The sequence below is a fragment of the Paenibacillus sp. Lou8.1 genome, assembly GCF_024213565.1.
Classification (GTDB): domain Bacteria; phylum Bacillota; class Bacilli; order Paenibacillales; family Paenibacillaceae; genus Paenibacillus; species Paenibacillus polymyxa_B.
In genome coordinates, this window is the sequence record NZ_JANAVN010000009.1 from 44792 (window position 1) to 71370 (window position 26579).

Consider the following 26579-nt stretch of genomic DNA (forward strand, 5'->3'; position numbering starts at 1 on the left):
TTTATATTTTTGTGAAAAGGATGATTATTATTATGAACCGGTTATCCAATACTGTTATGGTTGCGGCAGATATGACCAAATCGCGAATATTATGGATCGCCTTTGTCCTGGGTGCATTGAGTGCTTTCGGGCCGTTGTCCATAGATATGTATTTGCCGTCGTTGCCTACATTAGCCGACAATTTGCATACGACCACTTCGCTGGCGCAGCTTAGTTTGACCGCCTGTCTGTTAGGACTGGCCGTTGGCCAGATCGTTGCTGGTCCGCTTAGCGACGTAAGGGGTCGCAGAGGACCGCTGGTGATCTCGCTCATTCTGTACGCTGCTGCTTCGCTGTTATGCGTGTTTGCGCCGAATATCGGTATGCTCATTGCGCTTCGCTTTATTCAAGGGCTTACGGGATCGGCGGGGATCGTGATTTCTAGAGCTGTAGCCCGTGATCTTTACTCGGGCAAAGAGTTGACACGCTTTTTCTCACTGCTCATGCTGGTGAACGGCGTGGCACCCATTGCTGCACCAGTACTGGGCGGTGTCATATTGAACTTTGTTTCCTGGCGTGGTGTATTCATGGTGCTTTGTGTAGTCGGCGTGGCTATGCTGATTGCCGTCGTGTTGGGTTTGCCAGAAACGTTGGCAACTAACCGCCGCTCGTCCGGTGGCTTGAAGCAGACGCTGGGAACACTCGGTCATCTGTTTGCCGATCGACGCTTTATGGGCTATGCCCTCTCACAGGCGCTGATTACAGGAGCGATGTTCGCGTATATCGCTGGCTCACCATTCGTGCTTCAGGATATTTTCGGGGTTTCCCCTCAGACGTATAGCATCATTTTTGCAGTGAATGGTTTGGGGATTGTGCTGTTTTCGCAGTTGACGGGTAGACTCGTGGGTCGCTTCAGCGAACGACAGTTACTCTTGTCGGGTCTGATAATTGCGGCTGTAGCCGGAATCAGCTTGCTTACTGTAGCCTTTACCGGAGGCCAATTGTTTGCTGTTTTAGTTCCTCTGTTTTTTGTCGTTTCCTGCGTAGGGATTGTAAGTACAACGACGACTTCATTGGCAATGCAGAGTCAGCAGCGCTCCGCAGGCAGTGCGTCCGCCATGCTTGGTTTGTTGCCTCTATTGCTGGGTTCCATTGCTTCACCGCTAGTAGGCTTGGGGAGTGGAACAACCCCCGTACCGATGGCGGTCGTTATAGCTATAGCCGAGATTGGCGCGCTATTAAGTTTTGTCGTACTTGCTAAGGAAGCACACCCAAAAGTATAGAATAGGGCGAAAAAGTGACATTTTTCTGGAAGGTTGACATACCCCATGGGGGTATATTATGATAAGGATATAACAAATGCATAAATGCATATATACACCACACAGGAGGCTGATGTATGGCTGAGGAGCAACCTGTTTCCCACACTCAAATCCATGAGAATCACTGTGGAACAGACGGGGAAAAGACAGTTAGAAAAAGTCATCATTCGGCAGAGTTCAAGAACAGCCTCGTATCCCGTTTGAACCGTATTGAAGGTCAGGTTCGCGGAATTAAGGGCTTGATTGAGAAGGATACCTACTGTGACGATGTACTGAACCAGATTGCGGCTGTCCAGTCCGCACTGAATGGTGTCGGTAAGCTGCTGCTGGAAGGGCATATGAAAAGCTGTGTCATTGAGCGCATGCAGGCAGGAGAGCAGGAAGTGATTGACGAGCTGCTGGTTACGGTCAAAAAGCTAATTCGTTAAGAGTAGTATTCATACACATTATGGGTACGGAAGTATCCCTGAGGAGGAAAAGAAATGGCACAAGTTACATTGAACGTAGAAGGCATGAGCTGCAATCATTGCGTGAAAGCAGTAGAAGGCGCTTTGGAGAAAGTTGGCGCTACTGGCAAGGTCAGCCTCGAAACGAAACAAGTGAATGTAGAATATGACGAGTCCAAGCTGAACGTTGAAGCTCTGAAAACAGCCATTGAAGACCAAGGCTATGATGTTGTTTAAGCTGAAGATGTTTTATGTGTGAACAGACTTGTTTCGAAGGAGAAGCTTCCATATTAGAAGCTTTTTCTTTTTGGATATGATATACCCCACTGGGGTATAGGAGGAGGGTTATCATGGAAAACCGTGCGACCGACGGTGACAAGCAGACAACGCTTCATATTACGGGGATGTCCTGTGCCGCTTGCGCAAGCCGTATTGAGAAAGGTTTAAATCGAATAGATGGTGTGGCACAGGCTAATGTGAATTTGGCTTTGGAGCAGGCGTCGATATCCTATGATCCCAAGCAGGTGGAGATCCCTGAGTTTCGCGATAAAATTGCTTCTCTTGGGTTTGGAACTGTAAGTGAAGAAGCCAATCTGAATGTGACGGGCATGACTTGTGCGGCCTGTGCAACCCGGATTGAAAAGGGATTGAATCGGATGCCTGGTGTAACAGGTGCCACGGTAAACTTGGCGATGGAAACAGCTCATGTGGAATATGCCGCGGGGAGTATTGCGGTTGGTGATCTGGTGAGCAAGATTGAACAGCTAGGCTACGGAGCGATCCCGCAGAGCGCTGAGGACAATATCGCGGATGTGCGCAGTAAGGATATCCATCGTAAAAAATGGAAGTGGATTGTGTCCGCAGTGCTGTCGTTTCCGTTGTTGTGGGCGATGGTGGCTCATTTTTCCTTTACGTCATGGATTTATGTGCCGGAACTGTTCTTGAATCCATGGTTCCAACTAGTGCTGACAACGCCGATTCAGTTCGTCATTGGTTGGCAGTTTTATGTGGGCGCGTATAAAGCGCTTCGCAATGGCAGCTCGAATATGGATGTGTTAGTTGCACTGGGCACGTCTGCGGCTTATTTTTACAGCTTGTACCTTACGCTGCGTCCGTCTGATGTCATGGAGGGGATGGCGGGAATGCCTGTCATGACCATGCCAGAGCTGTATTACGAGACAAGTGCAGTGCTAATTACGCTTATTTTAGTGGGTAAATGGTTCGAGGCGGTAGCCAAAGGGCGTTCGTCCGAGGCGATCAAGAGCCTGATGAGCCTACAGGCGACGACGGCACGTGTAGTACGTGATGGACAAGAGACTGATATACCGATCGAACAGGTACGTGTGAAGGATATCTTTATTGTACGACCCGGCGAGAAAATTCCTGTCGATGGTGTGGTCGTGGACGGACGTTCCGCAGTGGACGAATCCATGTTAAGTGGTGAGAGTCTTCCGGTTGAAAAAGAAGCAGGTTCCGCAGTTACAGGGGCGACGCTTAATAAAAACGGGGTACTACGTATTCAGGCCGAGCGTGTGGGTGGTGATACGGCGTTGTCCCGTATTATTAAGGTCGTGGAAGATGCACAAAACTCTAAGGCCCCGATTCAGCGGATTGCGGATCAGATTTCCGGTATTTTTGTCCCCATTGTTGTTGCTATTGCTGTGTTAGCCTTTATCGTCTGGTTTTTCCTTGTGACGCCGACTGATTTTGCAGGCTCACTGGAGAAAATGATTGCAGTTCTCGTCATTGCTTGTCCTTGTGCGCTCGGCTTGGCTACTCCAACGTCCATTATGGCAGGATCGGGACGTGCCGCTGAATACGGTATTTTGTTCAAGGGCGGCGAGCATTTGGAAATGACCCGTTCAGTCAACGCAGTGGTATTGGATAAGACAGGAACAGTTACGAATGGCAAGCCAGAGCTGACAGATGTTATGGTTGGTGCAAGCGGCTTGGCTGAAAACGATTTGCTGCGGTTGCTCGGTGCAGCAGAAAAAAGCTCGGAGCATCCGCTGGCGGAAGCCATTGTAAAGGGGATTGCAGATCGAGGAATTGATCTGGTAGCACCGACAGATTTTGAAAATATTCCGGGTTATGGTGTGAAGGCGCATGTGGAAGGTAAGCAGGTATTGGCGGGTACACGCCGATTGATGAGCAGGGAAGGCATCGCGATAGATGACTCAGCCGAGCAGTATATGAATGAGCTGGAAAACGCAGGGAAAACCGCGATGCTGGTCGCTGTGGACGGTTCCTATGCCGGACTGGTGGCCGTAGCGGACACGATTAAAGAAACGTCACGGGAGGCCGTTGCCCGTCTGCGGGCGATGAACATTGAAGTCATCATGATTACGGGTGACAATGAACGGACTGCGCGGGCTGTTGCCGCCGAGGCCGGAATTGAACGAGTGCTGGCGGAGGTGCTGCCTGAAGGAAAGGCTGAGGAAGTGAAACGGCTTCAGGAACAAGGCATGATCGTAGCTATGGTTGGGGATGGTATTAACGATGCGCCTGCGCTGGCTACTGCTAATATTGGGATGGCGATGGGCACGGGAACGGATGTGGCCATGGAGGCGGCGGATATTACCCTCATGCGCGGCAACCTGAACAGCATTCCTGACGCGATCGAAATGAGCCGCCGGACCATGACAAACATACGGCAAAATCTGTTTTGGGCGCTCGGTTATAACGTGATCGGTATTCCGATTGCCGCTTTGGGCTTCCTTGCTCCATGGTTGGCGGGAGCAGCCATGGCATTTAGCTCTGTTTCGGTTGTGCTAAATGCACTGCGTCTCCAACGGGTGAAGCTGTAAATGTATGGATGCACCAGCAGGATAGCGTGCTGCCGGACATCTGTAGCGAGATAAAGTTATTATCAGAGTATAGAGCAAGTACGCACAATTGGTTTTCTGCGTGCTTGCTTTTTGTTGCGTTTGTTTTTTTAAACCATACTGTTAACCCTCATCACGTCAGGTTGCTTATCATTCGCGAAAGTTTCATAATATTTGTAGGAGTGCCATGCAAGCATGCAAGAACTTCTTCGTATACTCACAGCTAGAAGTAGATAAAGAGCTTAAATTATGGATTAGGAGTGAAGCAGTCATGAATGATACGATTTCCTTGTTGATGAATCACCGGTCTGTGCGAAAGTTCAAGTCAGACGCCGCCGTTACCGACGAGCAGCTCGCAGCTATTGTGGCAGCTGGCCAAATGGCATCCTCGTCCAGTAATGTGCAGGCATATACCGTTATTGCCGTTACCGATCCTTCTTTAAAAACAAAACTGGCCGAGTTGGCAGGAGGGCAGGCTTACGTTGAGCAATGCCCCGCGTTTCTGGTATGGTGCGCAGATCTGTACCGTTTGAAGCAGGTCACACTCCACCATCAGCCAGGTCAGCCTTCCTATGAAGGGTCCGTCGAAAATTATACGGTTGCGACCATTGATGCCGCGTTAGCTGCACAAAATGCAGCGGTAGCCGCTGAATCACTGGGCCTGGGCATCGTCTACATTGGCGGCATTCGTACTAAAATAGCAGAGGTATCTGAGTTGCTAGGGTTGCCAGAGCTGGTGTATCCAGTGTTCGGTATGTGTATTGGTGTACCAGATCAGGAAACGGGCTTGCGCCCACGTCTTCCGCTGTCCGGTGTTTTGCATATGAACGGCTACGACAAAAATCAGACGATGAAAGCTGTAGAGGTATACGACCACACATCAGCCGAATATTTGAAGGAGCGTACGGGCGGTCAACGCTCCACGCCATGGTCTGAGCAAATGGCCGCGAGACTGACCGAGCCAGCACGTTTGCAGATGAAGCCATTTTTGGAACAGAAGGGTTTCTTGAAGCAATAAAAGCTGAGTAGCGACAAAAAACTCTGCAAAATACAAGAACCTCCTTATTTACGCATGATGAAGTCCCGCGTAAATAAGGAGGTTCTTTGCTTTGGTTGCATGTTGTGGTTGTAAACCTTCCAGTGAGTAAATAGCTGGTATCCTTTATCAATCAGATAGTGAGTAAAAGCGTCTCGTATTTTCATAAAATAATTGACGGACGGCAGATTCATCTTGATGGGTCAGCTTACTATACGCGCGAATGACGTCGGCAGTCATCCGTGGATGTGTCTGTTGTCCGGTAAAAGGCCCCTCGAACCGCCAGGGACCGTCTGTCTCTGCCATGATCTGATCAGACGGATACTGTCTTGCCAAACTGCGGATCTCTTCTTCGTACAGGAGATCCGGTGTGAAGGAGACATAATAGCCGTTCCGCGCCATACGTTCGGTTGTGGCGGCAGAGCCTTTAAACCAGTGAAAATGCGCCTGCGTGACGCTGTGACGTTCCAGAAGGTCACAGGCGATATCTGCGTCCTCATAAACGGCGTGCAGGACAATGGGCTTGTTATGCTTGCTTGCAAACTGGATAAAACGCTCCAGCAGCGCTATGTAGGGAGCGAGGTCAAAAGGTGAACCGTTCTGTGAGGCTTCCAGCCGATTGTAATAGGGCAAGCCGACTTCACCCACGGCGATCATCTGCTGTACATGTTCGTCCATCCAGTCGAACAAGAGGTCAAGCTCAGCTTGCGGTGGAAGAGCCTGTTCGGGATGAAAGCCAAAGGCTGGTCGTACCAGCTCGGGGTAACGCTTGGCTAACCGTAGATTGGCTCGGCTGGAGCCCAGATGCATCGACACGGCTATCACGGCTTGGACGCTGCTATCGGCAAGTGAAGCGAGCAATAACTCTTGTTGTTCAGGCGGGTAGCTGTCTACATGAATATGCGCGTCGATCAATGGAGCGGGCTCAATTGCGGTCAAATCCAAGCCTGGCTTTGTTTGGCTGTTCCATTTCAATGCACATCGAACTTTTACGTCACTCATGTCGATTCAATCCATCTTCCGGGATATTCTTGTGGACGCTCTGAGCATTGTCCATGTCGCCGTCCAGTTTGTACTTTTCCTCGCGCATCCAGCTGGTCATGGTCCGCTTCCATTCAATAAAGAGCGGATCGAGGGTGATTTCTTCCCTACGCGGGCGGGGAAAAGGGACATCTACGACATGCACCACCGAAGCAGGTCGCGCCGACAGCACATAGATGCGGTCGGAGAGCAGCAGCGCTTCTTCAATGCTGTGGGTAATAAATAGCACAGAACGGCGGTTCTTTTCCCACATGCGTAATAACCATTGCTGCATGTCTGCACGTGTCAGCGCATCGAGTGCGCTGAACGGCTCATCCAGCAGCATTAATTCCTGCGGGCTGAGTAGTGCTCGTAGAAAGGCTGCGCGCTGTTGCATTCCACCAGACAGCGTATGTGGGTACGCCTTGGCGAATTTACCAAGTCCAACCTGTTCGAGCCATTGCAAGGCTTCTTTGCGACGCTCGCGTTCACTGGCGTACTCAGGGGGGACTGCTGTAGTTTTACGTGGAGCATTTTCTTGCCCAAGCAGTACGTTGTCCAGCGTGGTACGCCACGGAAAAAGGGCGGGCTGCTGCGGCATATAGCTGATATGACCACGTTCACCAGTCATGTCCCGTCCGTGCATACGGATACGTCCCTGCTGGGGTTTGAGTAGCCCACCGATGATGTGAAATAGCGTGCTTTTGCCGCTGCCTGACGGACCGATGAGGGAAACGAATTCTCCCGGCTTGACTGTGAGGGATACATCCTGCAGTACGGGCAGTAAGCTTCGCTTTTCGCGGAAGGCAAGGCTGATCCCGTCCAATTCCAAAGCAGGAGGAGCAGTTGAAGGACTCTGTTGTTCCCCGGCTCGTTGTTCATTAGCCACGTTGTGTGATGATAAGTCAATCGGATGCAGACTCATACGCGCCACGTCCTTTCTTTGCTGTATTTAATTCAAGGAGGAAGCTACTCTCGATCGGGTTTCCAGCGAACCAACCATTTCTCCAGTAGTAAAATAACCACAAACATGAGTAAGCTGAGTGCGACAATAATGCCGATGGCTGCAAAAATGAGGTCCGTGCGATAGGCCGATTTTTGCAGCAGCATATAATATCCAATTCCTTCACTAGCTCCGATCCATTCGGCAATGATCGCGCCCATCACACTATAGGTAGCAGCAATTTTAACGCCAGAAAAGACTTGCGGCAGGGAATGTGGCAGCTCCAGCTTCATAAAAATAGACATGCGGCTTGCACCCGACATCCGCATATAGTTCATCATCGTACGGTCTGTTCGAGTCAGCCCGTCCATGGCCGCTACAGCCACGGGAAAAAAGCATACTAAGGTAATGACCATGAGCTTGGGCAGCACGCCAAAACCAAACCACACCATGAGCAACGGACCGAGGGCGATGATCGGAATGTTTTGGCTAAGGATCAAGAGCGGGTATAGAGCAGATTTGAGAAAAGGAATCGTATGAAGAACGATGGCGATCAGCAGTCCCGTAGCTGTCCCTATAGCGAATCCCGCAAGTGTCAGACGAATTGTAGCCCATGTATGGGTGCCAAGCAACGCCGATTGCGCCATGCCCTCTTGTACGATTAGGGATGGAGCTGGCAGCAGCCAGGATTCAATATGTAAATAGGAAACCGCCCCCTGCCAGGCCGTTAAAAAGAAGAGGACCGCCACAAGGGGCGGCCATACGCTTTTCCACCAGGATGCGTTCTTGCCTTTCGGATTCATGGGCGATATTTCTCGGTCAGCTTGTTCATGCTGATGCCTTGTGGGTTATGTGCGATTTTGATCTGTGAAATGACGCTGGGACTGCCCGCTTCCGTCAAAGCCTCGTGCATTTCTTTAACCACTTTCAGCAACTCGTCGAGCTCGCCCTCCATGGTCGTATCCAATGGATTCACCTGATATTTGACTCCGGAGCGCTGAATGACCTCAATCGCCTTATCTACATACGGGTAAGAGTCCTCGTTATTAGGAGTTTTAGGGATTACTTGAATACTGAGCAGTGTGTTAGCCATGAAAATTCACCTGTCCTTTATTGTGGAGTTGTTTTGAGAAAATAGGGTGGTTTAAGGCGGGGAGACCGCTTCGCGTTTCATTTGATCTTACGATCGCTGTTGCCGTGGGATTCTTTGAATAAATTTTAAAAGGTAAGAATCCCACGGCAAAGGCGAACGCTGCGCTTCTCCAGATTCAAATGAACCGCTACGCTGCCAACCGCCTTAAAAAGCACCTTAGTTTTTAAGCTAGGTTGTACGGTATTTTGTATTTTTCTCACATAAGCGCACCTGCTTTTGCGCTTAGACACTATGAGACTAAAGAATAAACCAAGTGGAACGAGAACGAAGTGGGCGGAATGGTGCTGTACAAGCGTTAGCGTTCGCCTTTGTACCCAGATTTCAACCTCTGGATATTCATAAAAGAAATCTGGGTACAACAGCGATGGGAAGCACCATCCGACTGCGTAGTGGAACTTCGTTCACTTCTCTAGTTCAGTCTTATTTAGCGTTTTAACAAATGATCAGCGCTTGGGCAAGAAGTCGTTTGTGAAGGCTTTATCCACTTCCAAAGGCTTGCTGAGCAGCTTGCGTTCGTACATCCAGTCCGAATAGTTTTGCCATACCTCCGCTTTTTGCACACCCCATTGCGCGGCATCGTCCTGATAACGCGGGCTCAGCCATTTTTGGCTGGCAAGTACCAGTTTTTTATCCAGCTCCGGTACAGCTTTGCTTAAGATGTCCGCGGCTTCATCTGGATGGGCGATAGTGTATTCATAGCCTTGTGCGGTAGCGTTCATGAACGCTTTTACCAGTTCTGGATCATTTTTTATTGTCTGTTCGTTGCTCACAATTACAGGTGTATAGTAATCGAGGCTTTTGGAATAATCTTTTACATACAGCATATCTAATGACTCACCTCGAAGCTGGGCCTCAATTCCGGTCCATGCGTAGAAAATCCAGGCAAAGTCGATATCCCGCTTCACGGCTGTAAAATAGTCTGCATTGCCCATGTTGACGATCTTCACTTTGCTCACATCGCCTTTGTCTGAATCCATGATGGATTTCATGACCGCTTCTTCTACGGGAGAGCCCCAACCGCCGTATTTTTTACCTTCAAAATCTTTGGGGCTCTTAATTCCGCGATCTACTGGGGCTGCGAAGCCTGAGGTATTATGCTGAATCACCGCAGCGATGGATACAAGCGGCACGCCTTGCGTACGAGCCTGTGTGACGCCTTCTTGGTAGCTAATACCAAAAGGTGCAGCATTAGAGGCAACCATTTGATCGGCTCCGCCTGAACCAGGTTGAATAATTTGGACATTCAAACCCGCTTTTTCGTAAAATCCTTTGTCCTTGGCAACATAGAGTCCCGTATGATTCGTATTGGGTGTCCAGTCGAGCACGACTTTAACATCTTTGAGCTCCTTTGCCGGAGTAGACGTTTGAGTGTTGGTAGCGGGAGCCGCTTCTTGGGATGTGGAGGGACTTCCACCGCAAGCGGTCAGGGTCAAGGCCATGAGCCACAGACTGATCAGTCCCAGGCTTAACATTTTCATGCGCTTCATCGTTGTGTTCTCTCCTTTAATTACCCGTTATCCGTCCAATCAGACAGCTTATGTTCCCCATTTTCATAAAAATAACATCTGCCGGACGCGATCTTTCCAACAACTTAATCTTCAACAAAAAAAGCGCCCCGAGGTTCCGGGACGCTTGCGCTTGTATATACCAAAGTAAGGGATGGTCCTATGTAAAAAAGGCACATCTTGCTTAAGCATTCCTACGCTGGCATTACCCAGATCAGGTTGTAAGGGTCAGTGTCTTGGGACACACTCTCAGCCGGCCGATTCCAGCACCCCTGGCATTGTAAGGTTTAATGGGTTCATTTATTCGGGTTTACTACGACGATTATATGCCTTGAATGCGGGTCTGTCCAGCATGGAGGAAGAGATGGCGGTTCATTTGCCGAACGATAGGGTACACTTTTACTGTGAGCTTTGATCTGAAAATGAGCATGCATCAATCCGATCTGATCGGGTCATGTTATTTTCAGAACAGCTGTGCAGGTAGGTTCAGATGGGCTGGTGCCCAATGGCATGGCCGTAGAGAATTCTAATTCGTGAAAAGGAGTTGTTGTACTGTGGGTAAAACGGAAACATTGGATCGTAGCCAACTAGAACAAGCCATTGTGAAGGCTTTGGATAACAACAAATTTTGCTCGTTAGGTACGGTAGAGGGTGGCAAACCGAAAGTACGCTATATGGCCCTTTTTAACGATGGAATGAACATTCATCTGGCGACAGATCGCAAAACGCATAAAGTGGATGAGCTAAAGGATAATCCGAATGCTTATCTGCTGCTGGGTTATGAAGTTGGCGGTACAAAGGAAGTCGTAGAAGTGGAGGCTACTGTCCAGATTACAGCTGATGAAGGGCTGCGCAAACAAGTGTGGAACGATTCCTTGAAGGAATGGTTTTCCGGACCGGATGATCCCGATTATGTCATTCTGGACGTGAATCCGACTCGCATTGAGTATGTGGGTCAGCAAACGGAGCGCCAAGTGTGGAATAAATAATGAGAATATAAATGGATAAACCAGTGAATCTCCGAGTTTTTTAGGAGGTTTGCTGGTTTTTTTATTTTTGAGAGAATTAATTATTTTTTCATAAATAATTTAAGTGAATGACTACTCTTTTGTCTGGCGTTGGATTAAAATAGAAATGGTGGGTTCAAGGCTTACATATATGTGCAAAAGTATGTATATGAGGCATACACCTTAATGAGGAGGGGTATATTTTGTTATTTCGTAAAAATTGGTTTAAAGGGTTTACAGCAATAGTTGTAGCTTGTAGCATGCTGGTGTTTTCGGCCGCTCCATCCTGGGCAGCTAGCGATTCTCGCGATAGCGCTACGGTGAATTTGCGGATCATGGAAACAACGGATATTCATGCGTCGCTGATGAACTATGATTACTATTCAGACAAAGAAACCAACGAATATGGCTTGATTAGCACAGCTTGTTTGATCCAACAGGCGCGCAGTGAAACAAGAAACAGCATGCTGTTCGATAACGGTGATTTGTTACAGGGCAATCCATTAGGCGATTATATGGCCAGAAACAAAACCTATGAAAAAGAAGGCGGTGTCCATCCAGTCTACAAGATGATGAACTTGATGGGCTATGATGCGGCGACAGTGGGCAACCACGAATTCAACTATGGTCTCGATTTTCTGGAAAAATCGCTCAAGGGAGCCGATTTCCCTTACGTAAATGCGAATGTTTATGTTGATAAGGGGGGGCAAGCTACTAAAAATTATTTTACCCCTTATCAAATTCTTGATAAAACGGTAACGGATGAGAAAGGTGAAGAGCATACGCTCAGAGTGGGTGTCATCGGCTTGGTCACACCTCAAATTATGCAGTGGGATGAAGCCAATTTGAAGGATAAAGTCGTTACGAAGGATATTGTGGAAACGGCGAAAAAGTTTATTCCTCAAATGAAGACGGAAGGTGCTGACATTATTGTCGTGCTTGCGCACACAGGTTATGAGGATGTGCCGCAAACGCCAATGATGGAGAATGCCGTTAAATATTTAAGCCAGGTGGACGGAATTAACGCTATTCTGTTTGGGCATGCTCATAAATCTTTCCCTGGTCCTGATTTTAAAGAAATGAAGGGTGTAGATCTAGATAAAGGAACCATTAACGGCGTACCGGCCGTGGAAGCTTCCTCATGGGGCAAGGAGCTGGGTATTATTGACCTGAGCCTGGAAAAGAAAAACCGCGAGTGGAACGTAACAAACTCTCAGTCTGAAGTACGTCCGGTTGTGAATACCACTAACCAGGCTGTGCAGTTTACTCCTGACTACAAACTGACAGATTCGATCAAGGAAGAGCATCAAGGAACCTTGGATTATATTCGTCAACCTGTCGGAACAACGACTGCACCGATTACCAGCTATTTTGCATTAGTGCAGGACGATCCTTCTATTCAAATCGTGACGAATGCACAGAAATGGTATGTTCAAAACCATCTTAAAGGAACTGAATACGAAAAACTTCCCGTATTGTCGGCAGGCGCTCCATTCAAGGCCGGCGGTCGAAACGGAGCCGAGTATTACACCAATATTCCTGAAGGTACGGTAGCGATTAAAAACGTATCCGACCTGTATGTGTATCCGAACACGGTTCATGCTGTAGAAGTGACCGGTGCTGAAATTCAGGAATGGCTGGAGTGGTCTGCAGGTCAGTTCAACCGCATTGATCCAAAGCAAACTGAGGAGCAATCGCTGATTAACAAAGATTTCCCAACCTACAATTTTGATGTCATTGACGGTGTGAATTACCAGATTGATGTAACTCAGCCTGCACGATATGATGCCAAGGGAACTATTATTGATTCTTCAGCTCATCGTATCAAGGATCTGCAATACAATGGAAAGGCTATAGATCCTGCACAGAAATTTATCGTGGCCACCAATAACTATCGTGCTTCCTCATCCAAACTGGCTAACCCAGATGGCAAACGAATTGTGATGGCAGCACCGGATGAAAGTCGTCAGGTCATTGTTGACTATATCCGTACGAACGGAACGATTAATCCAGCGGCGGATGGCAACTGGTCTATTGCTCCTTTTGGTCAGGCAAAGGTTACTTTCGAGTCCTCTCCTGATGCCAAAGACGTGCTGGCAGGAAATCAACAAATTTCATTCTTGAGCAGCGCGGCAGACGGCTTTGCCAAATACAGCTTAAAAGCTGGCGCTAAGCCTAGTGCAGCAACGACTCCCGTAAAGGAAGCTGTGGCTCCCGCGAAAGCAACAGCAAAGCCAGCTGTTAAAACGACCAAACCCGCGACTGTTAAACCAGCTAAAACAACGAAGCCAAAGGCGTCCAAATAACTTCGAACTTTAGTTTTCAATCAATATCAGAGTGAAGCAGCAAGTCTCTTTAACCAAGAGATTTTCTGCTTTTTTTAATGTCAAAAACAACAGCCCCCGAATTTATCATGAGTGCAAAAAGTTTTCTATTTTTGTCGAATATATACTTAAGTCCTAAGTTGTCGTTAAGAATAAGCTAGTTTTTTGTAAAAACACGTAGTTATATAGTACTTTTGTTCTAGTTATTTGTGATATAATGGTGAAAAAACCGGAAAATTGTTCCGAGGAGGACCATTATGACATGCAGCAATTGCAGCATCATATTACCTATTAAGGATCAAGGATTGCTCAGAATTAGGCATTCCAGGGTGTCGCTTACTCCAGCATTAGATGGTTTGGGTATGCTATCGGAACAAATGAAGCAGGAACATGAGCGTGAGGGTGGCATAGAGTTTCGCTATGACAGCCGTTCAGAGCTGGAACAGCTGGTTAACGGACTGGCTCGTCTGCCGCAGGAATACTTGAACCAAATGCAAGTTGTGGTGACCGGCCTGCATCATGTCGAAGGATATGAGGAGTGGCTTTTATTTAGTCAATTGCAAGCCAGACTGCAACATCCGGATATCGTGAATATCATTAAGGATCAGAGTTTTTCCAGCCATATGCAACCTATTGTTGACCACAAGCTGGATATTATCGGGTTTGAGTTTTTACTGCGTCCGTCACATGCGGAGAGACCTTTTCAGCCTTTCCGACTGTTTGAAATCGCCCGTGAAGCTGGTTTGCATGCTCATCTGGATCGCTCGGCTCGTATTTCCGCTATTGAAAAAAGTGCAACATGCCTTCCGGCGGGAATTAAACGTTTTATTAACTTTCTCCCTTCGACCATTTATAATCCGGCTTATTGCTTGAATCACACCTTTGAGACGATTGATCACTTATCCATGAATACGAAGGATTTTGTATTTGAGGTCGTAGAAACGGAAGAAATAGACGACCTTAATTTTTTGCATCATATCTTTGATCAATATCGCAATCGAGGAGTTTCGGTAGCGCTGGACGATGTGGGGGCAGGTTATTCTACGACAGAGCTTATGAATTGCCTTCAGCCGGATTATGTTAAAATTGACCGCAGTATAATTGACGGCTGTCATAGTAACAGTGATCAGAAGCGGCAAATTACAGGGATTGTAGAATCGGCTTTTCGTTTTGGAGGCCAAGTGTTGGCTGAAGGCGTAGAGCAGATGGAGGATTTTGAATTTTGCCGTGAAGCAGGTGTATCACTGGCTCAGGGTTATTTGTTTGGCAAGCCGGAGCCCGGTCCGCCCTCCAATTTTATACTTAGTAGCGTAATATAAGTCAGGAACAAATTTAAGTAGACGTAGTTTATAAAAGTTGGAGCTTAAATAAGGCTGTGGCATAAGCAAATTCCAATTCTATTGGACAGTGCTTATATCACCATTAATGTAAAAAAAACGCGAGTTGCAGAGGTTATCTCACCTTTGCAACTCGCGTTTTTTGGTCATGCTTGCCTCACCTGAGCAAGTTCTGGACAAGCGAAGCCACCCAGTCTCGAATTTACTTGGTAAGGAACGTTAAAAGCCTGGAACAGTTTACGACCATTTTTATTTTTAAAGTAAAGATTGACGTTTTGAAGACAATTGGATACAGTGTATTACATAGGAAACAGTGTTTCTTACGTAATACACTGTATCCATACTAGGTAAAAAATTTAACATTACAGGGAGGACTACCAAAATGAAAGCAGTGCAACTGAAAAATGGTTTTGGCTTTGAAGAGTTAACCTTGACGGAACTTGACATACCGGTGCCAGGACGGCTGGAAGTTCTGATCCGCATAAGGGCAGCGTCTCTGAATTACCGAGATTTGGTAATCATTAACGGAGTAATGCCAATCGGCATTCAATTTCCCTTCATTCCGTTATCTGATGGAGCGGGTGAAATTGTAGCTGTGGGCGAAGGGGTGACAAAATTTCAGATTGGACAAAGGGTAGCGGCAAATTTACAACAGAAATTCATTGGCGGGAGCACGAGAGCGGAGGTCTTAAAGGACAGTCTGGGAGGCCCACTCAGTGGAGTGGCGTCTGAATATATCGTTCTGCATGAAGAAGGGGTCGTCGCCATTCCGGATCACCTTTCTTGGGAGGAGGCTTCCACCTTGCCGATTGCGGCATTAACCGCATGGAGCATGCTGATGGAATCCGGTGGGCTGCGAGCGGGGGATACGGTGCTCTTGCAAGGAACAGGCGGTGTTTCCATCTTTGGGCTTCAATTCTCTCTGATGGCGGGAGCAAGGGTAATTATCACATCGAGCAGCAATGACAAGCTGGAACGGGCAAAGGATCTCGGAGCATGGCAGACAATCAACTATTCGGAAGTTCCCGAGTGGGATAAGGTGGCTCTGGAGCTGACAGACGGCGGAGTCGATCATGTCCTGGATGTAGGGGGAGCGGCAACAATGGCGCAATCCATCAATGCACTTCGTACCGGAGGGACTGTGAACATGGTCGGCTTCTTATCGGGCTTGACTATTCCTGAGTTCGATGTCACCAGCATTTTGCAGAAGGCTGCGACGATTCGCGGCAGCCAAGTCGGTAACCGGGAACATTTCGAAAATATGAATCGTGCCATTTCCCGCCATCGTTTACATCCTGTCATTGACCGGGTATTCCCGCTCAGCCGAATCGGCGAAGCCTTTGCACTTTTGGCTGAAGGAAAACAGTATTTCGGTAAAATCGTCGTTCAAATATAAATGAGCATTTTGCATAAATCCCAAGAGCGATTTCAAATCAGCAATATATAGATCGAAACGGTTTAGTTCGTCTATATATTGTACTTTCGAGCGTGGGGAATCGAATTATGCAAAATGCTGAAATATTATTCACATCACATAGGAGGCAATCTAATGCCCAGTAAAGCTGATTTATCTGTCAAAGATTCTCAAGGAAGAAAGAATAAGAAACTGCGTAAATGGGTACGCAGAACCGGAGTAGCGCTGCTGGCGGTAGTCCTTCTGGGAGTGGTTGTTTTTATGCTCATCCCTTCCCCTGTCCAGCCTGCAAAATGGTTTGCACCTTCGGCCCCCTCATTTGAACAAGCGGGTCCATGGCAACAAAACAACAAACTCAGCTCCGCAGAGCTTGTTACAGATGCCCCTAAGTTTCCGGAATTTATCACCTTTGACAAGGTAGGAAATTTATATACGGGAGACTCCGACGGGAAAATTTATAAGGTTGCCTTTGATACTAAGGGCAATCCGCAAAAGGCCCAGCTATATGCAGATACCCAAGGAACGCCCAATGGACTTATGTTTGATGCAAGTGGAAATTTGATCGTTACGGATGTTAAGAAGGGGCTGCTATCGGTAGATCCTTCTGGGAACGTGACGGTGTTGGCCAATCAAGTCGACGGCACACCGATCTATTTGGCCAACGAGCTGGATATTGCCAAAGATGGTACCATTTATTTTTCTGACACCTCCAATTATGGCAGTGTAGTCTTCAAAGAAATCGCCGAGAACAAGCCACATGGACGTTTGCTGAAATATGATCCGGTGACCAAGCAGACGACAGTTCTGTTGGAAGGCCTTTATTTTGCGAACGGGGTTGCCTTGTCTGCGGACGAAGATTTTGTGCTTGTGGCAGAGTCGTATCACTACCAATTGACCCGATACTGGCTCAAAGGGCCGAAGAAGGGGACTTCGGATATTTTTGTGGATAATCTTGCCGGTTTTCCGGATAACATTACGCGTGATGATCAAGGCCATTTCTGGGTCGGTCTCTTCACAACACGTATTCCCTTTGTAGATCAGATGCATGGAAGCCCGTGGCTGGCTGGAATGATGGCCAAATTGCCACAATCGCTGCTCAGCGGTGCAAGCGCACCTGTGAAGCATGGGCTTGCTGTGGAGCTTAATCCGCAGGGTAAACTCATCGGAAGCTGGCATGATCCTGAAGGCTCGCTTTATGGGGTAACCACGGCTGTAAACCATGACGGATATTTATATATAGGTACAGCTCCTGGAGGCAGCCAGGGTGTTCATCGCGTGCTTTTAACCAAATAAGCTTGGGGAGGGTATAACATGATATTGGATGAGTTGAGATTATCCTGGAAAGCGAAGGAAAGCCTGGCCGGGAAAGTAGCTTTGGTAACAGGCGCAAGCAGCGGCATTGGGGCATCGATTGCAAAAAAACTGGCAAAGCGAGGCGCGTATGTAGCTGTATTGGCACGCCGTCAGGAACGATTAGATGAATTGGTTCGCGACTTGCACCAAGAGGAATTGTACGAGGTCATGGCAATACCTGCCGATATCCAAAAAGCTGAAGACGTACAGCAGGCGGTCCACGCCATTCTTGAACGCTGGGGACGGCTTGACATTATCGTTGCCAATGCGGGCTTCGGGTATCGAAGCCCACTGGCAGAAGTGGAACTGGAAAGGTGGGAGGAGCTTTACAAGACGAATGTGCACGGTCTTGTCCTGACACTGAAGTACGGACTTCAGCCAATGAGGGAACAGGCCAAGGGGGATGTTGTAATTGTCTCCTCTATTGCAGCGAAGGAAGTGGTTGCCGGAGGAGGACTATACAGCGCTACCAAGTACGGCGTTAGCGCCATAGCCTCTGCATTGCGTTTGGAGACCAGTACGCAAGGAATTCGTGTAACTGCGATTCACCCCGGGGCGGTGGCGACGGAATTTTCGCAGGTGGCCGGATATCCCGAGCAGGAAATTCGGGCGTTTGCTTCGAGCGTTTTGCCGCTGCATCCCGATGATGTCGCAGAAGCTGCCCTTTTTGCACTAGAGCAGCCGGAGCATGTCAATATTCCAGAGTTGACCATTATGCCTTCGAGGCAGGTCCAGCGGTTCAAATAGAGCGATATTTATTCTGACACAAACCGGGTAAGCGGGTATGGTCATCGCCGATGCCGGGTATGGCGGCGATGAGGACTACGTGCCTTCGCTTGACCATAACCTGCTCAAATGGGTGAGCATGAACCAAAAAGCGCGAGCTATAGGGGGAATAACCCTTGCACTCGCGCTTTTTTGTACTAATGACGAAGCGTGACTGTCCAATAAAGTTTAAAACCAGCTTTGGGACAGCTCATTTACTATAAAGCAGACCATATCCTGTGAAAATTTTGGCTCCACGTTCGCTTATCCAGTCATCGTGAGCATAGCTATAGTGTAATGACGTACAGACCTAGCGGCGTAGTTGCACTGCCGGCGACCATGAAGCTCAGATCATAGCTGGATCTGCCGGGAGGGACGCTGATATCAGCCAATCGGCATACCTTGGTATTATCTCGTAGCAGAGGAATACCATATACACGATCATCCACACGTACAGATCCGGCGAACGCGCCCCCACGTGGATTGGCGTAGATTCGTACGATACGTACCTCGTCACTGTTATTAACGATGGGAATGGTCGCGTTGTATATGGTTCCGAATTGTCCGCGATTATCTAGCGCAGGCCCCAGCTCGCTGCGTGCCCCGGTAAATAGCAGATCGGCAGGAGTCTCGCCGTTCAGCTTTTTGGTGGCACACGCCCGATAGTTGGCGCTCTGCCCCACCACGTACTCTGGCATCCGCGCATTCGTTTCGGAAAAGGACCACACCCCTCGTGGATGCGCCTGGGGTGGAGGTACGGGAGGAAGCGCATCCATATGAATCTGGCGCAGATCGGTCTGCGTATCCTTGCTGATCACGGTGCGAATCACATAATCCAGCGTACCGTGACCTTCAGCAAATTCTACTGTGAGGTCATAGATGAATCCGGCCAGCGATCCTTCGGGCAGCTCAAATTCCTCCAGCAGGGCGGTGCCTTTGCTGAATTTATGACGGTCTACTGGCTTCAGACGTTCCATCGTACCTGCCAAACAGCTTTTGGCAATAGACTGCCCGACATCTATAATCCAGTTGGCATCCTCTGGCACAATCTTAAGGGCACGTTCAATATGACGTACTTCTAGTTTAGCAGCGCTTCTGTTCTCTACGGTGATGCCCAGTTTAACAGCGCTGCCGATTTTGTTATAATGCCAGCCGAAAATGCGATGTTTGACTGTTCGGGTTGTCGTGCGAACCACGTCATGCCACAGGGTGGCTTGCTCGGTAGGTACCGTCACATGGGTAAGCGTCTCTGGATTATCGCTAAGCATCAGGCGGCGTGTTCCCCCCTCAGTGGCTGACTCCACGTCCACATGGATGTTGGGCGGGATCACAGCAGTTTCCACAATCAGATCCTTTGGCTCCTTGGGTCGATGCTTCATGTCAATTCCTCCTTTTATTCAAAAATGGCACCGCTTTGGGTACATGTATATGGGCAGTTCATAAATATAGGTAACGCCAGATACACTTTTACAACCTGTTTTGCAAAATATTTTTTTAAAATAAACCTCCGTAGGTTATAGCGGCTCTGCTGATGCATGGAAGCAAGCTTACAAGACTCTTGTTCCCCTTCACTAACGATTCGCAGACAGGTATTGCGTGTATGTTAAGAGCATAAGCTATTGGATGTACAGAGAAGCTACAGGAGGGAAACATGCCTAGAAAAATATGGTGGAAGGAAGCCGTTGTATATCAGATTTACCCGATCAGTTTTCAGGATTCTGACGGAGACGGTAAAGGGGACTTACGAGGTATTTTGTCCAGGCTGGATTATTTGTGTGAGCTGGGTATTGATGTAATCTGGATTTGTCCGGTATATAAATCGCCCAATCACGATAACGGATATGATATTAGTGATTATTATGCCATTATGGATGAGTTTGGAACAATGGAGGATTTTGACGAACTGCTTCACCAGGCGCATGAACGAGGCATCAAAATCATGATGGATTTGGTATTAAACCATACATCGGATGAGCATCCGTGGTTTACGGAGTCACGCTCGTCCAAGGATAATCCGAAGCGGGACTACTACATATGGCGAACAGGCAAAAATGGCGGATATCCGAACAACTGGGAATCGTATTTTTCCGGTTCAGTGTGGAAATATGACAAGCTTACAGACGAATATTACATGCATCTGTATTCCGAGCATCAGCCAGATCTGAACTGGGAAAATGAAGAGATGGTGGGCGAGCTCTACCGTATGGTGGAATGGTGGCTGAAAAAGGGAGTCGATGGCTTCCGTTTTGACGCCATTGCCCATATTGTCAAAGCCGAGGGGCTGCCGGATGCCGATAATCCTGACAAACGAACCTTGGTACGTGCCTATCAGCTCTTTTCTAATCTAGAACAGGTACATGTACTTCTACGAATGCTGAATGAAAATTTACTGGAGCGTTATCCCTTAATGACAGTTGGCGAAACGTCTGGTTTAGGACCGGAACAGGCGCTTGATTATGTGGGGGACCAGCGGCATGAGCTGAATATGGTTTTCCAGTTTGAACACATGTTTATTGATGCCCAAGGGCTGGGGACGGAAAAATGGAAATCCAAGCCGTGGACACTGGTGGAGCTGAAAAAAATAATGAGCAGCTGGCAGACAGTGCTTCATGAGGAAGGATGGAATGCCAATTATCTGAACAATCATGATCAGCCGCGGGCCCTCTCGCGATTTGCGAATGATGGACAATATCGTGTGGAGTCGGCCAAAATGCTGGCAACCTTCACGCATATGCTAGAGGGTACGCCTTATATTTATCAGGGTGAGGAAATTGGGATGACGAATATTGCATTCCCGTCCATTGATGATTATCGGGATGTGGAAACGTTGAATTATTATGAGCAACAACGGAAGATCGGTGAGTCTGAGGAACAGATTATGGCAGAGATCTGGCGGAAAAGTCGGGATAATGCGCGTACTCCTATGCAATGGAATGCTGGACCTTCAGCCGGATTTACCGATGGAGAGCCGTGGATGAAGATTAATGATAACTACACGCACATTAATGCAGAGGCAGAAAGAAGTAATCCAGACTCGATTTTCCACTATTATCGCAAGTTGATTGCTCTGCGTAAACAACATGAGGTCATAGTCTATGGCGAATACAAGCTGCTGTTGCCGCTGGATACGGAGCTGTATGTATTCACTCGTATGCTGGGAGAAGAGCGTTTGCTGGTCATTTTGAATTTCTTTGACCGTGATCCGGTGTACCACTGGCCCGAGGAGGACTTTCCTGTCGCTAAGGTGGAGCTGCTGCTGTCCAACTACAAGCCGGTTCAAGGGGAACAACTGCATGCCTTGAAGCTGCGCCCTTATGAAGCCAGGGTGTATAAGCTAACCATGCAATAGGCGTTGCTATCTTTAGAATGGTAAAAGGAAGGGAAGGTTCATAGAGAGACCTTCCCTTCCTTGGCGTTTGGCTAAATGGTAACTGTTTCAGCCAACTCACGTATTTTGGCGATAATCCGGTCTTCTTGATTTTCCCCTTCGTTAGAGATCGATTCAGTCGCGTAGGCTGCCAGTTCAGGATGGTGATGAATCATGACGGCATGTTGTGCCTCCTTGAACATCGGAATATCGTTCGCATCATTGCCGAAGGCGATAAATTGATGGGGCTGCACACCAAGCTTCTGAAGCGCGTTCCATTTATGGATATTTTGCGGGCTGATGTCCAGCACTTGTTCATTATGGTGTTGATGGATGACCACGCCGAGTGGCGAAAGCTTGGCAGCCAGCCCATCCATATCGTTATATCCATTACCTTCCTTGGTCGTAAACTAAAAAGCCCGATTCACACTGGCTACGCATGGGCAGGTGTGGATCGGGCTGATAACGTATCGACTCATTAAATTCAATTACTATTTAGTGATAATGCTTCACCTTAAGGTCGTCTAGACTTTTAAACTCATACCCTTGCTTGCGAGCCTCATCGATGATGGAACCAAGCGCCTCGGCATTGTCCTTGGATACGGAGTGGAGCAGAATAACCGCACCAGGGTGGAGCTGACCAATCACTTGACGATAGGCATAGTCCGTTCCTTGATGGATATTTGTGTCCCAGTCCTTGTAAGCCACGGACCAGAATACGCTCGTATATCCGGCTTCTCGACAGGAAGCCAATGCTTTTTCACTAAAAATGCCGCGAGGCGGCCGGACGTATTTCATTTCTTTTTGCCCGGTTAGCTCTGCCGATGCATTTCGTACCCGATCTAGTTCAGACCGGATCTCTGTCGAAGAAATGGTGCTCATATCAGGATGGCTCCATGAATGGTTTCCGATAATATGACCCTCACTGGCCATGCGTCGCATCAAATCAGGCTGGTCTTTTACAAAATGCCCCGTCACAAAAAAGGCGGCGGGAACCTTTTTGGCCTTCAATACATCCAGCACTTTGGGAGTATACCCATTCTCATAGCCGTTGTCGAAAGTGAGAAATAATTCTTTTTTAGTGGTATCCCCCAGAAAGATGCCACCTTGCCTTTCGATTAGTTGCATAAAGCCTTCTTGTGCGATGGAAGGTAGCTCCCCTCCCTTACTTTTTTTGAACCCAAAATGATAAGGCTGTCCGTCAACAGTCTGAGTAGCCCATGCGGGTTCTGCCGTAACTGTCAACATCCCTATAACTGCAACGCATAGCCACAAGGTAAATATTCGCTTCATCTATCTTCCTCCGCTTCCGTCCCGTTCGGGCAAGGTGTGTATGCTTCGGCATATTTCATACCATTTGCAATATCATGCTGATTTATGCAAGGACTGAACTAACCAAGACTCAAAACACATATTGACATGAATATTAAATCGAAGTAGTATACTTTATAAAACTTACTAGAATACTCGGATTTAATTCGATCATTCATGCCAAAGAAAAGCAATAAGCTTAGAACATCTTACATACTTGTGAGAACGGAAGGAGTTAGGACTCATGATTGAACTTAGGAATGTATCCAAAACCTATGTGAGAAAAGGTCTAAGTATTGAAGCGTTAAAAAATATAAATATCAAAGTGGATAAAGGAGATATTTTCGGGTTTATCGGATTCAGTGGCGCAGGGAAAAGTACGCTGATCCGTTTGGTCAATCGTCTGGAGAAAGTAACCAGCGGAGAGGTTCTTGTTGAGGGGGAACAGTTAAATACCTATTCGACCTCTGGGCTGCGGAAGGTAAGGAAGAAGATCGGAATGATTTTTCAGCATTTTAATCTGCTGGAATCGAAAACAGTGTTCGACAACATTGCAATTCCGTTGGTGCTGCTTAAGCGCAACAAACGGGAAATAGAGGGGCGTGTAAAAGAGCTTTTGGCGTTCATAGGATTGTCGGACAAGGCGAATAGCTATCCCAACGAGCTTTCCGGCGGACAAAAGCAGCGTGTAGGGATTGCACGGGCGCTTGCGAGCAACCCGTCCATTTTGCTCTGTGATGAGGCAACCTCAGCACTTGATCCGCAGACCACACAGTCAATTCTCGACTTGCTTCGCAAAATCAATAAGGAATACAAGATCACTATTTTGATCATCACCCATGAGATGTCGGTGATTCAGCGGATTTGCAACAAGGTAGCCGTAATGGAAAAGGGGGAAATCATCGAGCAGGGCAATGTTCTGGAGGTATTCGGGCAGCCGCAGCACCCAACGACACAGAGCTTTGTACGCACGGTCATTCACGATTCGGTACCCGAGAGTGTGCTGCAAACGTTCGAACAGCAAGAATCACAGCGAATATACAAGCTGGAATTTATAGGGCAGGTTGCTTCTGATCCGGTGGTTCATGAATTGATTCGGCAGCATGATATCCACGTGAACATTTTGTTTGCCAACATGACGGAGATTCAAGAAACGACGATTGGCTATATGACGATTCAACTGCGCGGTGGACAGCATACCGTTCAGCAGGCTGTTGATTTTCTCAAGAGCAAAGGAGTCCATATTCAGGAGGTAGAGAGTCTATGATGATTACAGGAACTACGATCACCTGGGATCAACTGTGGGAAGCTTTGTATGAATCCGTGCTTATGGTCAGCATATCATTATTCATTGGCGCCCTGATCGGTATCCCTATCGGTATTTTACTCGTCATCACCCGTCCAGGCGGAATTCTGGAGAACAAATGGCTGCACAATATTTTGAATCCAATCATTAACATTGTTCGTTCCTTACCGTTTATTATCTTGCTGATTGCGATCATTCCGTTAACCCGTCTGATTGTGAATACATCCATTGGGACCAGCGCGGCAATTGTCCCCTTGATTATATATATTGCGCCATATATCGGAAGGCTGGTCGAAAACTCGCTGTTGGAGGTGAATCCGGGGATATTGGAGGCAGCAGATGCGATGGGGGCGACCCCGTTCCAGGTCATTCGATACTTTCTGCTTCCTGAGGCATTCAGTTCTCTGATTTTGTCGTTAACGACAGCAGCCATTGGTCTGATTGGGGCTACTGCTATGGCTGGTGCGGTCGGCGGAGGCGGAATTGGCGATCTGGCGATCGCATATGGCTATCAACGTTTTGATACGCTGGTTATGCTGATTACCGTCATCATTCTAGTCTTGTTTGTACAAGGTGTTCAGTCCTTGGGAAACCTATTGTCCCGTAAAGCACGCAGGGGCTAAATTAGATGTTTTTCTTTTTTACCTATTGTCTGTTCATATCTTGTAATTTTGTTATCCATGCGTTCCAACACATTTTCCATATCTTTCATTTTTGCAATGAGCTGCTTGCGCTGCTCTATTAGGAGTTCTTTTCTAGCATTCATCGTTTCATCACCCTGTTGGAATAACCTAACATACTCAATCAAAATTTCAATGGGAAGTCCTACGCCTCGCATACATTTAATATATTCAACCCATCTGCAATCTTCTTCCGTGTAATCCCTGATGCCACTTTTATTACGGTTCACACGCGGAATAAGTCCGATGCGTTCATAATAGCGGAGTGTATCCTGAGATAGTTCGAATTTTTTGCTTACTTCTGCGATCAACATGCAGACTTCACCTCCTGATTTCTGATCAAGAACGCCCTATGTAAATGGATAGGGCGTTCTTGTCGTTTCTTATTTCGAAACTGTCATTTCATCCATATTTACTGAGCGCCAACTACCGGATGAGGAACATACGGCTCTTCCAGCAATGCAATTTCTTCAGGTGTTAACGTAATCGAAAGAGCAGCTACTGCATCTTCGAGATGAGACGTTTTCGTAGCACCGATAATGGGAGCTGTTACCGGTTCTTTCTGTAGCAACCAGGCAAGTGCGATTTGAACGCGAGGAACTCCACGTTTTTCTGCGATGGCCGCAACCTGCTCCACGATCAATCGATCGGTATCGGCAGTCGCATCGTATTTAGATTTCGCAACCTGATCGGTTTCGGAACGATGTGTTGTTTCCTGCGCATCACGCGTCAATCTTCCACCTGCAAGCGGGCTGTATGGAATCACACCGATTTTTTCTTCCTTACAAAGCGGCAGCATCTCTCTCTCCTCTTCACGATATAAGAGATTTAAATGATTCTGCATTGATACAAATCGGGTCCATCTATTCTTTTCAGCGACATGTAATGCCTTTAGAAACTGCCATGCGTACATAGCAGAAGCACCAATATATCTTGCCTTCCCGGCCTTCACAACATCATGTAATGCTTCCATCGTCTCTTCAATAGGGGTATTGTAATCCCAGCGATGGATTTGGTACAGATCCACATAATCTGTCCCCAGTCGCTTAAGGCTCTTATCTATTTCACTCATGATAGCCTTTCGAGAAAGTCCCGCACCATTCGGGCCTTGATGCATACGGAAATGAACCTTTGTCGCGAGGACAATTTCATCTCGATTCGCATAATCCTTTAAAGCCCGTCCAACAATTTCTTCGCTAGTTCCATCTGAATATACATTCGCGGTATCAAAAAAATTAATACCTAGCTCCAGGGCATTTTTTATAATGGGACGACTGCGCTCTTCATCTAGTATCCATGGGTGAATCCACCGTTCTGCAACCCCAAAGCCCATACACCCAAGACAAAGCCGGGATACATCCAAGCCGGTATTTCCAAGTTTCACATAGTCCATTTGATTATACCTCGCTTTCCTAGATATTGTTTTCTTCAAATGTAGTCTACTCCAGCTACTTACACCGGATATTATTACATTTGGAGTTCACTC

The 26579-nt window shown here is 47.6% G+C and carries 25 protein-coding genes and 1 riboswitch; of the genes, 15 read left to right on the plus strand and 10 right to left on the minus strand.

Going from position 1 to position 26579, the window contains the following annotated elements; genetic code table 11:
- The first annotated feature begins 32 nt into the window (after positions 1 to 32).
- The 5 genes from NLX78_RS14130 to nfsA all read left to right on the plus strand — a co-directional run bounded on the left by NLX78_RS14130 (position 33) and on the right by nfsA (position 5590).
- Entirely contained in the window at positions 33 to 1262 is a 1230-nt protein-coding gene (locus NLX78_RS14130; protein WP_254350733.1) for a multidrug effflux MFS transporter, read from the plus strand.
- Positions 1263 to 1378: 116 nt separating this feature from the next.
- Positions 1379 to 1729 carry a metal-sensitive transcriptional regulator gene (locus NLX78_RS14135; RefSeq protein WP_069290915.1) on the plus strand — a complete coding sequence of 117 codons (351 nt, stop codon included), beginning with the start codon at positions 1379 to 1381 and terminating at the stop codon, positions 1727 to 1729.
- A 54-nt stretch (positions 1730 to 1783) separates the two neighbouring features.
- Positions 1784 to 1984 carry a copper ion binding protein gene (locus NLX78_RS14140; protein WP_013308457.1) on the plus strand — a complete coding sequence of 67 codons (201 nt, stop codon included), beginning with the start codon at positions 1784 to 1786 and terminating at the stop codon, positions 1982 to 1984.
- A gap of 113 nt (positions 1985 to 2097) precedes the next feature.
- Entirely contained in the window at positions 2098 to 4554 is a 2457-nt protein-coding gene (locus NLX78_RS14145; protein WP_061831128.1) for a heavy metal translocating P-type ATPase, read from the plus strand.
- Positions 4555 to 4843: 289 nt separating this feature from the next.
- Positions 4844 to 5590 carry an oxygen-insensitive NADPH nitroreductase gene (nfsA, locus tag NLX78_RS14150; RefSeq protein WP_069290917.1) on the plus strand — a complete coding sequence of 249 codons (747 nt, stop codon included), beginning with the start codon at positions 4844 to 4846 and terminating at the stop codon, positions 5588 to 5590.
- Between the two features lie 147 nt (positions 5591 to 5737).
- On the opposite strand, the gene NLX78_RS14155 is transcribed toward nfsA, so the two are convergent.
- Genes NLX78_RS14155 through NLX78_RS14170 form a run of 4 tightly spaced genes read right to left on the minus strand, consistent with a single transcriptional unit; the run spans position 5738 to position 8664 of the window.
- Positions 5738 to 6610: a TatD family hydrolase gene (locus NLX78_RS14155; RefSeq protein ID WP_254350734.1), complete on the minus strand. Its 873-nt coding sequence runs from the start codon at positions 6608 to 6610 to the stop codon at positions 5738 to 5740.
- Positions 6603 to 7553, minus strand: coding sequence for an ABC transporter ATP-binding protein (locus NLX78_RS14160; RefSeq protein ID WP_254350735.1), 951 nt, complete (start codon positions 7551 to 7553; stop codon positions 6603 to 6605). Before NLX78_RS14160 ends, NLX78_RS14155 begins: the two co-directional genes overlap by 8 nt.
- 44 nt (positions 7554 to 7597) lie before the next feature.
- Positions 7598 to 8374 (minus strand): ABC transporter permease, encoded by a 777-nt coding sequence (locus NLX78_RS14165; RefSeq protein WP_250259686.1) that lies wholly within the window; start codon positions 8372 to 8374, stop codon positions 7598 to 7600.
- Positions 8371 to 8664, minus strand: a complete 294-nt coding sequence (locus NLX78_RS14170; RefSeq protein ID WP_235307040.1) for an MTH1187 family thiamine-binding protein — start codon at positions 8662 to 8664, stop codon at positions 8371 to 8373. The genes NLX78_RS14165 and NLX78_RS14170 overlap by 4 nt, the downstream gene beginning before the upstream one ends.
- A gap of 313 nt (positions 8665 to 8977) precedes the next feature.
- Here NLX78_RS14170 and NLX78_RS14175 point away from each other — a divergent pair, with 313 nt between their 5' ends.
- A complete protein-coding gene (locus NLX78_RS14175; RefSeq protein ID WP_254350736.1) occupies positions 8978 to 9160 on the plus strand; it encodes a hypothetical protein in 183 nt (60 codons plus the stop codon).
- Positions 9161 to 9167: 7 nt separating this feature from the next.
- On the opposite strand, the gene NLX78_RS14180 is transcribed toward NLX78_RS14175, so the two are convergent.
- Complete coding sequence (locus tag NLX78_RS14180) at positions 9168 to 10211, minus strand: ABC transporter substrate-binding protein (protein ID WP_254350737.1); 1044 nt, start codon at positions 10209 to 10211, stop codon at positions 9168 to 9170.
- A gap of 192 nt (positions 10212 to 10403) precedes the next feature.
- A riboswitch (TPP riboswitch) is annotated at positions 10404 to 10513 on the minus strand.
- A 270-nt stretch (positions 10514 to 10783) separates the two neighbouring features.
- On the opposite strand from NLX78_RS14180, the gene NLX78_RS14185 reads away from it, so the two are divergent.
- The 6 genes from NLX78_RS14185 (at position 10784) to NLX78_RS14210 (ending at position 18411) form a co-directional block, all read left to right on the plus strand.
- Positions 10784 to 11218: a pyridoxamine 5'-phosphate oxidase family protein gene (locus NLX78_RS14185; protein ID WP_061831133.1), complete on the plus strand. Its 435-nt coding sequence runs from the start codon at positions 10784 to 10786 to the stop codon at positions 11216 to 11218.
- 221 nt (positions 11219 to 11439) lie between these two features.
- Complete coding sequence (locus NLX78_RS14190; RefSeq protein WP_254350738.1) at positions 11440 to 13542, plus strand: bifunctional 2',3'-cyclic-nucleotide 2'-phosphodiesterase/3'-nucleotidase; 2103 nt, start codon at positions 11440 to 11442, stop codon at positions 13540 to 13542.
- Positions 13543 to 13817: 275 nt separating this feature from the next.
- The gene (locus NLX78_RS14195; protein ID WP_254350739.1) at positions 13818 to 14879 is read left to right on the plus strand and encodes an EAL domain-containing protein; all 1062 of its coding nucleotides are present in this window, start codon (positions 13818 to 13820) and stop codon (positions 14877 to 14879) included.
- Between the two features lie 400 nt (positions 14880 to 15279).
- On the plus strand, positions 15280 to 16293 hold the full coding sequence (locus tag NLX78_RS14200; RefSeq protein ID WP_061831136.1) for a zinc-dependent alcohol dehydrogenase family protein: 1014 nt from the start codon (positions 15280 to 15282) through the stop codon (positions 16291 to 16293).
- A gap of 153 nt (positions 16294 to 16446) precedes the next feature.
- Positions 16447 to 17604 carry an SMP-30/gluconolactonase/LRE family protein gene (locus NLX78_RS14205; RefSeq protein ID WP_254350740.1) on the plus strand — a complete coding sequence of 386 codons (1158 nt, stop codon included), beginning with the start codon at positions 16447 to 16449 and terminating at the stop codon, positions 17602 to 17604.
- A gap of 18 nt (positions 17605 to 17622) precedes the next feature.
- Positions 17623 to 18411, plus strand: a complete 789-nt coding sequence (locus NLX78_RS14210) for an SDR family oxidoreductase (protein ID WP_069290926.1) — start codon at positions 17623 to 17625, stop codon at positions 18409 to 18411.
- A gap of 305 nt (positions 18412 to 18716) precedes the next feature.
- On the opposite strand, the gene NLX78_RS14215 is transcribed toward NLX78_RS14210, so the two are convergent.
- Positions 18717 to 19808 carry a hypothetical protein gene (locus tag NLX78_RS14215; RefSeq protein WP_254350741.1) on the minus strand — a complete coding sequence of 364 codons (1092 nt, stop codon included), beginning with the start codon at positions 19806 to 19808 and terminating at the stop codon, positions 18717 to 18719.
- Between the two features lie 272 nt (positions 19809 to 20080).
- On the opposite strand from NLX78_RS14215, the gene NLX78_RS14220 reads away from it, so the two are divergent.
- Positions 20081 to 21778, plus strand: coding sequence for a glycoside hydrolase family 13 protein (locus tag NLX78_RS14220; RefSeq protein ID WP_254350742.1), 1698 nt, complete (start codon positions 20081 to 20083; stop codon positions 21776 to 21778).
- Positions 21779 to 21849: 71 nt separating this feature from the next.
- Here NLX78_RS14220 and NLX78_RS14225 read toward each other — a convergent pair whose 3' ends face one another.
- A complete protein-coding gene (locus NLX78_RS14225) occupies positions 21850 to 22173 on the minus strand; it encodes an HAD family hydrolase (RefSeq protein ID WP_254350743.1) in 324 nt (107 codons plus the stop codon).
- 118 nt (positions 22174 to 22291) lie between these two features.
- The gene (gene pdaA / locus NLX78_RS14230; protein ID WP_250259667.1) at positions 22292 to 23089 is read right to left on the minus strand and encodes a delta-lactam-biosynthetic de-N-acetylase; all 798 of its coding nucleotides are present in this window, start codon (positions 23087 to 23089) and stop codon (positions 22292 to 22294) included.
- A 262-nt stretch (positions 23090 to 23351) separates the two neighbouring features.
- Here pdaA and NLX78_RS14235 point away from each other — a divergent pair, with 262 nt between their 5' ends.
- Both NLX78_RS14235 and NLX78_RS14240 read left to right on the plus strand, forming a co-directional pair.
- Positions 23352 to 24374 (plus strand): methionine ABC transporter ATP-binding protein, encoded by a 1023-nt coding sequence (locus NLX78_RS14235; RefSeq protein ID WP_254350744.1) that lies wholly within the window; start codon positions 23352 to 23354, stop codon positions 24372 to 24374.
- Positions 24371 to 25036, plus strand: coding sequence for a methionine ABC transporter permease (locus NLX78_RS14240; RefSeq protein WP_061831143.1), 666 nt, complete (start codon positions 24371 to 24373; stop codon positions 25034 to 25036). The genes NLX78_RS14235 and NLX78_RS14240 overlap by 4 nt, the downstream gene beginning before the upstream one ends.
- On the opposite strand, the gene NLX78_RS14245 is transcribed toward NLX78_RS14240, so the two are convergent.
- Positions 25033 to 25407 (minus strand): MerR family transcriptional regulator, encoded by a 375-nt coding sequence (locus NLX78_RS14245; RefSeq protein WP_254350745.1) that lies wholly within the window; start codon positions 25405 to 25407, stop codon positions 25033 to 25035. The genes NLX78_RS14240 and NLX78_RS14245 overlap by 4 nt on opposite strands.
- Before the next feature lie 98 nt (positions 25408 to 25505).
- On the minus strand, positions 25506 to 26486 hold the full coding sequence (locus tag NLX78_RS14250) for an aldo/keto reductase (RefSeq protein WP_254350746.1): 981 nt from the start codon (positions 26484 to 26486) through the stop codon (positions 25506 to 25508).
- Between the last annotated feature and the right edge of the window lie 93 nt (positions 26487 to 26579).

What these genes read in the sequence shown, in the direction of transcription:
- NLX78_RS14135 (WP_069290915.1), top strand. Translation starts at nt 1,379, where the DNA reads ATGGCTGAGGAGCAACCTGTTTCCCACACTCAAATCCATGAGAATCAC.
- NLX78_RS14240 (WP_061831143.1), top strand. Translation starts at nt 24,371, where the DNA reads ATGATGATTACAGGAACTACGATCACCTGGGATCAACTGTGGGAAGCT.
- NLX78_RS14235 (WP_254350744.1), top strand. Translation starts at nt 23,352, where the DNA reads ATGATTGAACTTAGGAATGTATCCAAAACCTATGTGAGAAAAGGTCTA.
- NLX78_RS14170 (WP_235307040.1), bottom strand. Translation starts at nt 8,664, where the DNA reads ATGGCTAACACACTGCTCAGTATTCAAGTAATCCCTAAAACTCCTAAT.
- NLX78_RS14200 (WP_061831136.1), top strand. Translation starts at nt 15,280, where the DNA reads ATGAAAGCAGTGCAACTGAAAAATGGTTTTGGCTTTGAAGAGTTAACC.
- nfsA (WP_069290917.1), top strand. Translation starts at nt 4,844, where the DNA reads ATGAATGATACGATTTCCTTGTTGATGAATCACCGGTCTGTGCGAAAG.
- NLX78_RS14215 (WP_254350741.1), bottom strand. Translation starts at nt 19,808, where the DNA reads ATGAAGCATCGACCCAAGGAGCCAAAGGATCTGATTGTGGAAACTGCT.
- NLX78_RS14130 (WP_254350733.1), top strand. Translation starts at nt 33, where the DNA reads ATGAACCGGTTATCCAATACTGTTATGGTTGCGGCAGATATGACCAAA.
- NLX78_RS14145 (WP_061831128.1), top strand. Translation starts at nt 2,098, where the DNA reads ATGGAAAACCGTGCGACCGACGGTGACAAGCAGACAACGCTTCATATT.
- NLX78_RS14210 (WP_069290926.1), top strand. Translation starts at nt 17,623, where the DNA reads ATGATATTGGATGAGTTGAGATTATCCTGGAAAGCGAAGGAAAGCCTG.
- NLX78_RS14220 (WP_254350742.1), top strand. Translation starts at nt 20,081, where the DNA reads ATGCCTAGAAAAATATGGTGGAAGGAAGCCGTTGTATATCAGATTTAC.
- NLX78_RS14140 (WP_013308457.1), top strand. Translation starts at nt 1,784, where the DNA reads ATGGCACAAGTTACATTGAACGTAGAAGGCATGAGCTGCAATCATTGC.
- pdaA (WP_250259667.1), bottom strand. Translation starts at nt 23,089, where the DNA reads ATGAAGCGAATATTTACCTTGTGGCTATGCGTTGCAGTTATAGGGATG.
- NLX78_RS14225 (WP_254350743.1), bottom strand. Translation starts at nt 22,173, where the DNA reads ATGGATGGGCTGGCTGCCAAGCTTTCGCCACTCGGCGTGGTCATCCAT.
- NLX78_RS14155 (WP_254350734.1), bottom strand. Translation starts at nt 6,610, where the DNA reads ATGAGTGACGTAAAAGTTCGATGTGCATTGAAATGGAACAGCCAAACA.
- NLX78_RS14180 (WP_254350737.1), bottom strand. Translation starts at nt 10,211, where the DNA reads ATGAAGCGCATGAAAATGTTAAGCCTGGGACTGATCAGTCTGTGGCTC.
- NLX78_RS14165 (WP_250259686.1), bottom strand. Translation starts at nt 8,374, where the DNA reads ATGAATCCGAAAGGCAAGAACGCATCCTGGTGGAAAAGCGTATGGCCG.
- NLX78_RS14205 (WP_254350740.1), top strand. Translation starts at nt 16,447, where the DNA reads ATGCCCAGTAAAGCTGATTTATCTGTCAAAGATTCTCAAGGAAGAAAG.
- NLX78_RS14160 (WP_254350735.1), bottom strand. Translation starts at nt 7,553, where the DNA reads ATGAGTCTGCATCCGATTGACTTATCATCACACAACGTGGCTAATGAA.
- NLX78_RS14245 (WP_254350745.1), bottom strand. Translation starts at nt 25,407, where the DNA reads ATGTTGATCGCAGAAGTAAGCAAAAAATTCGAACTATCTCAGGATACA.
- NLX78_RS14250 (WP_254350746.1), bottom strand. Translation starts at nt 26,486, where the DNA reads ATGGACTATGTGAAACTTGGAAATACCGGCTTGGATGTATCCCGGCTT.
- NLX78_RS14195 (WP_254350739.1), top strand. Translation starts at nt 13,818, where the DNA reads ATGACATGCAGCAATTGCAGCATCATATTACCTATTAAGGATCAAGGA.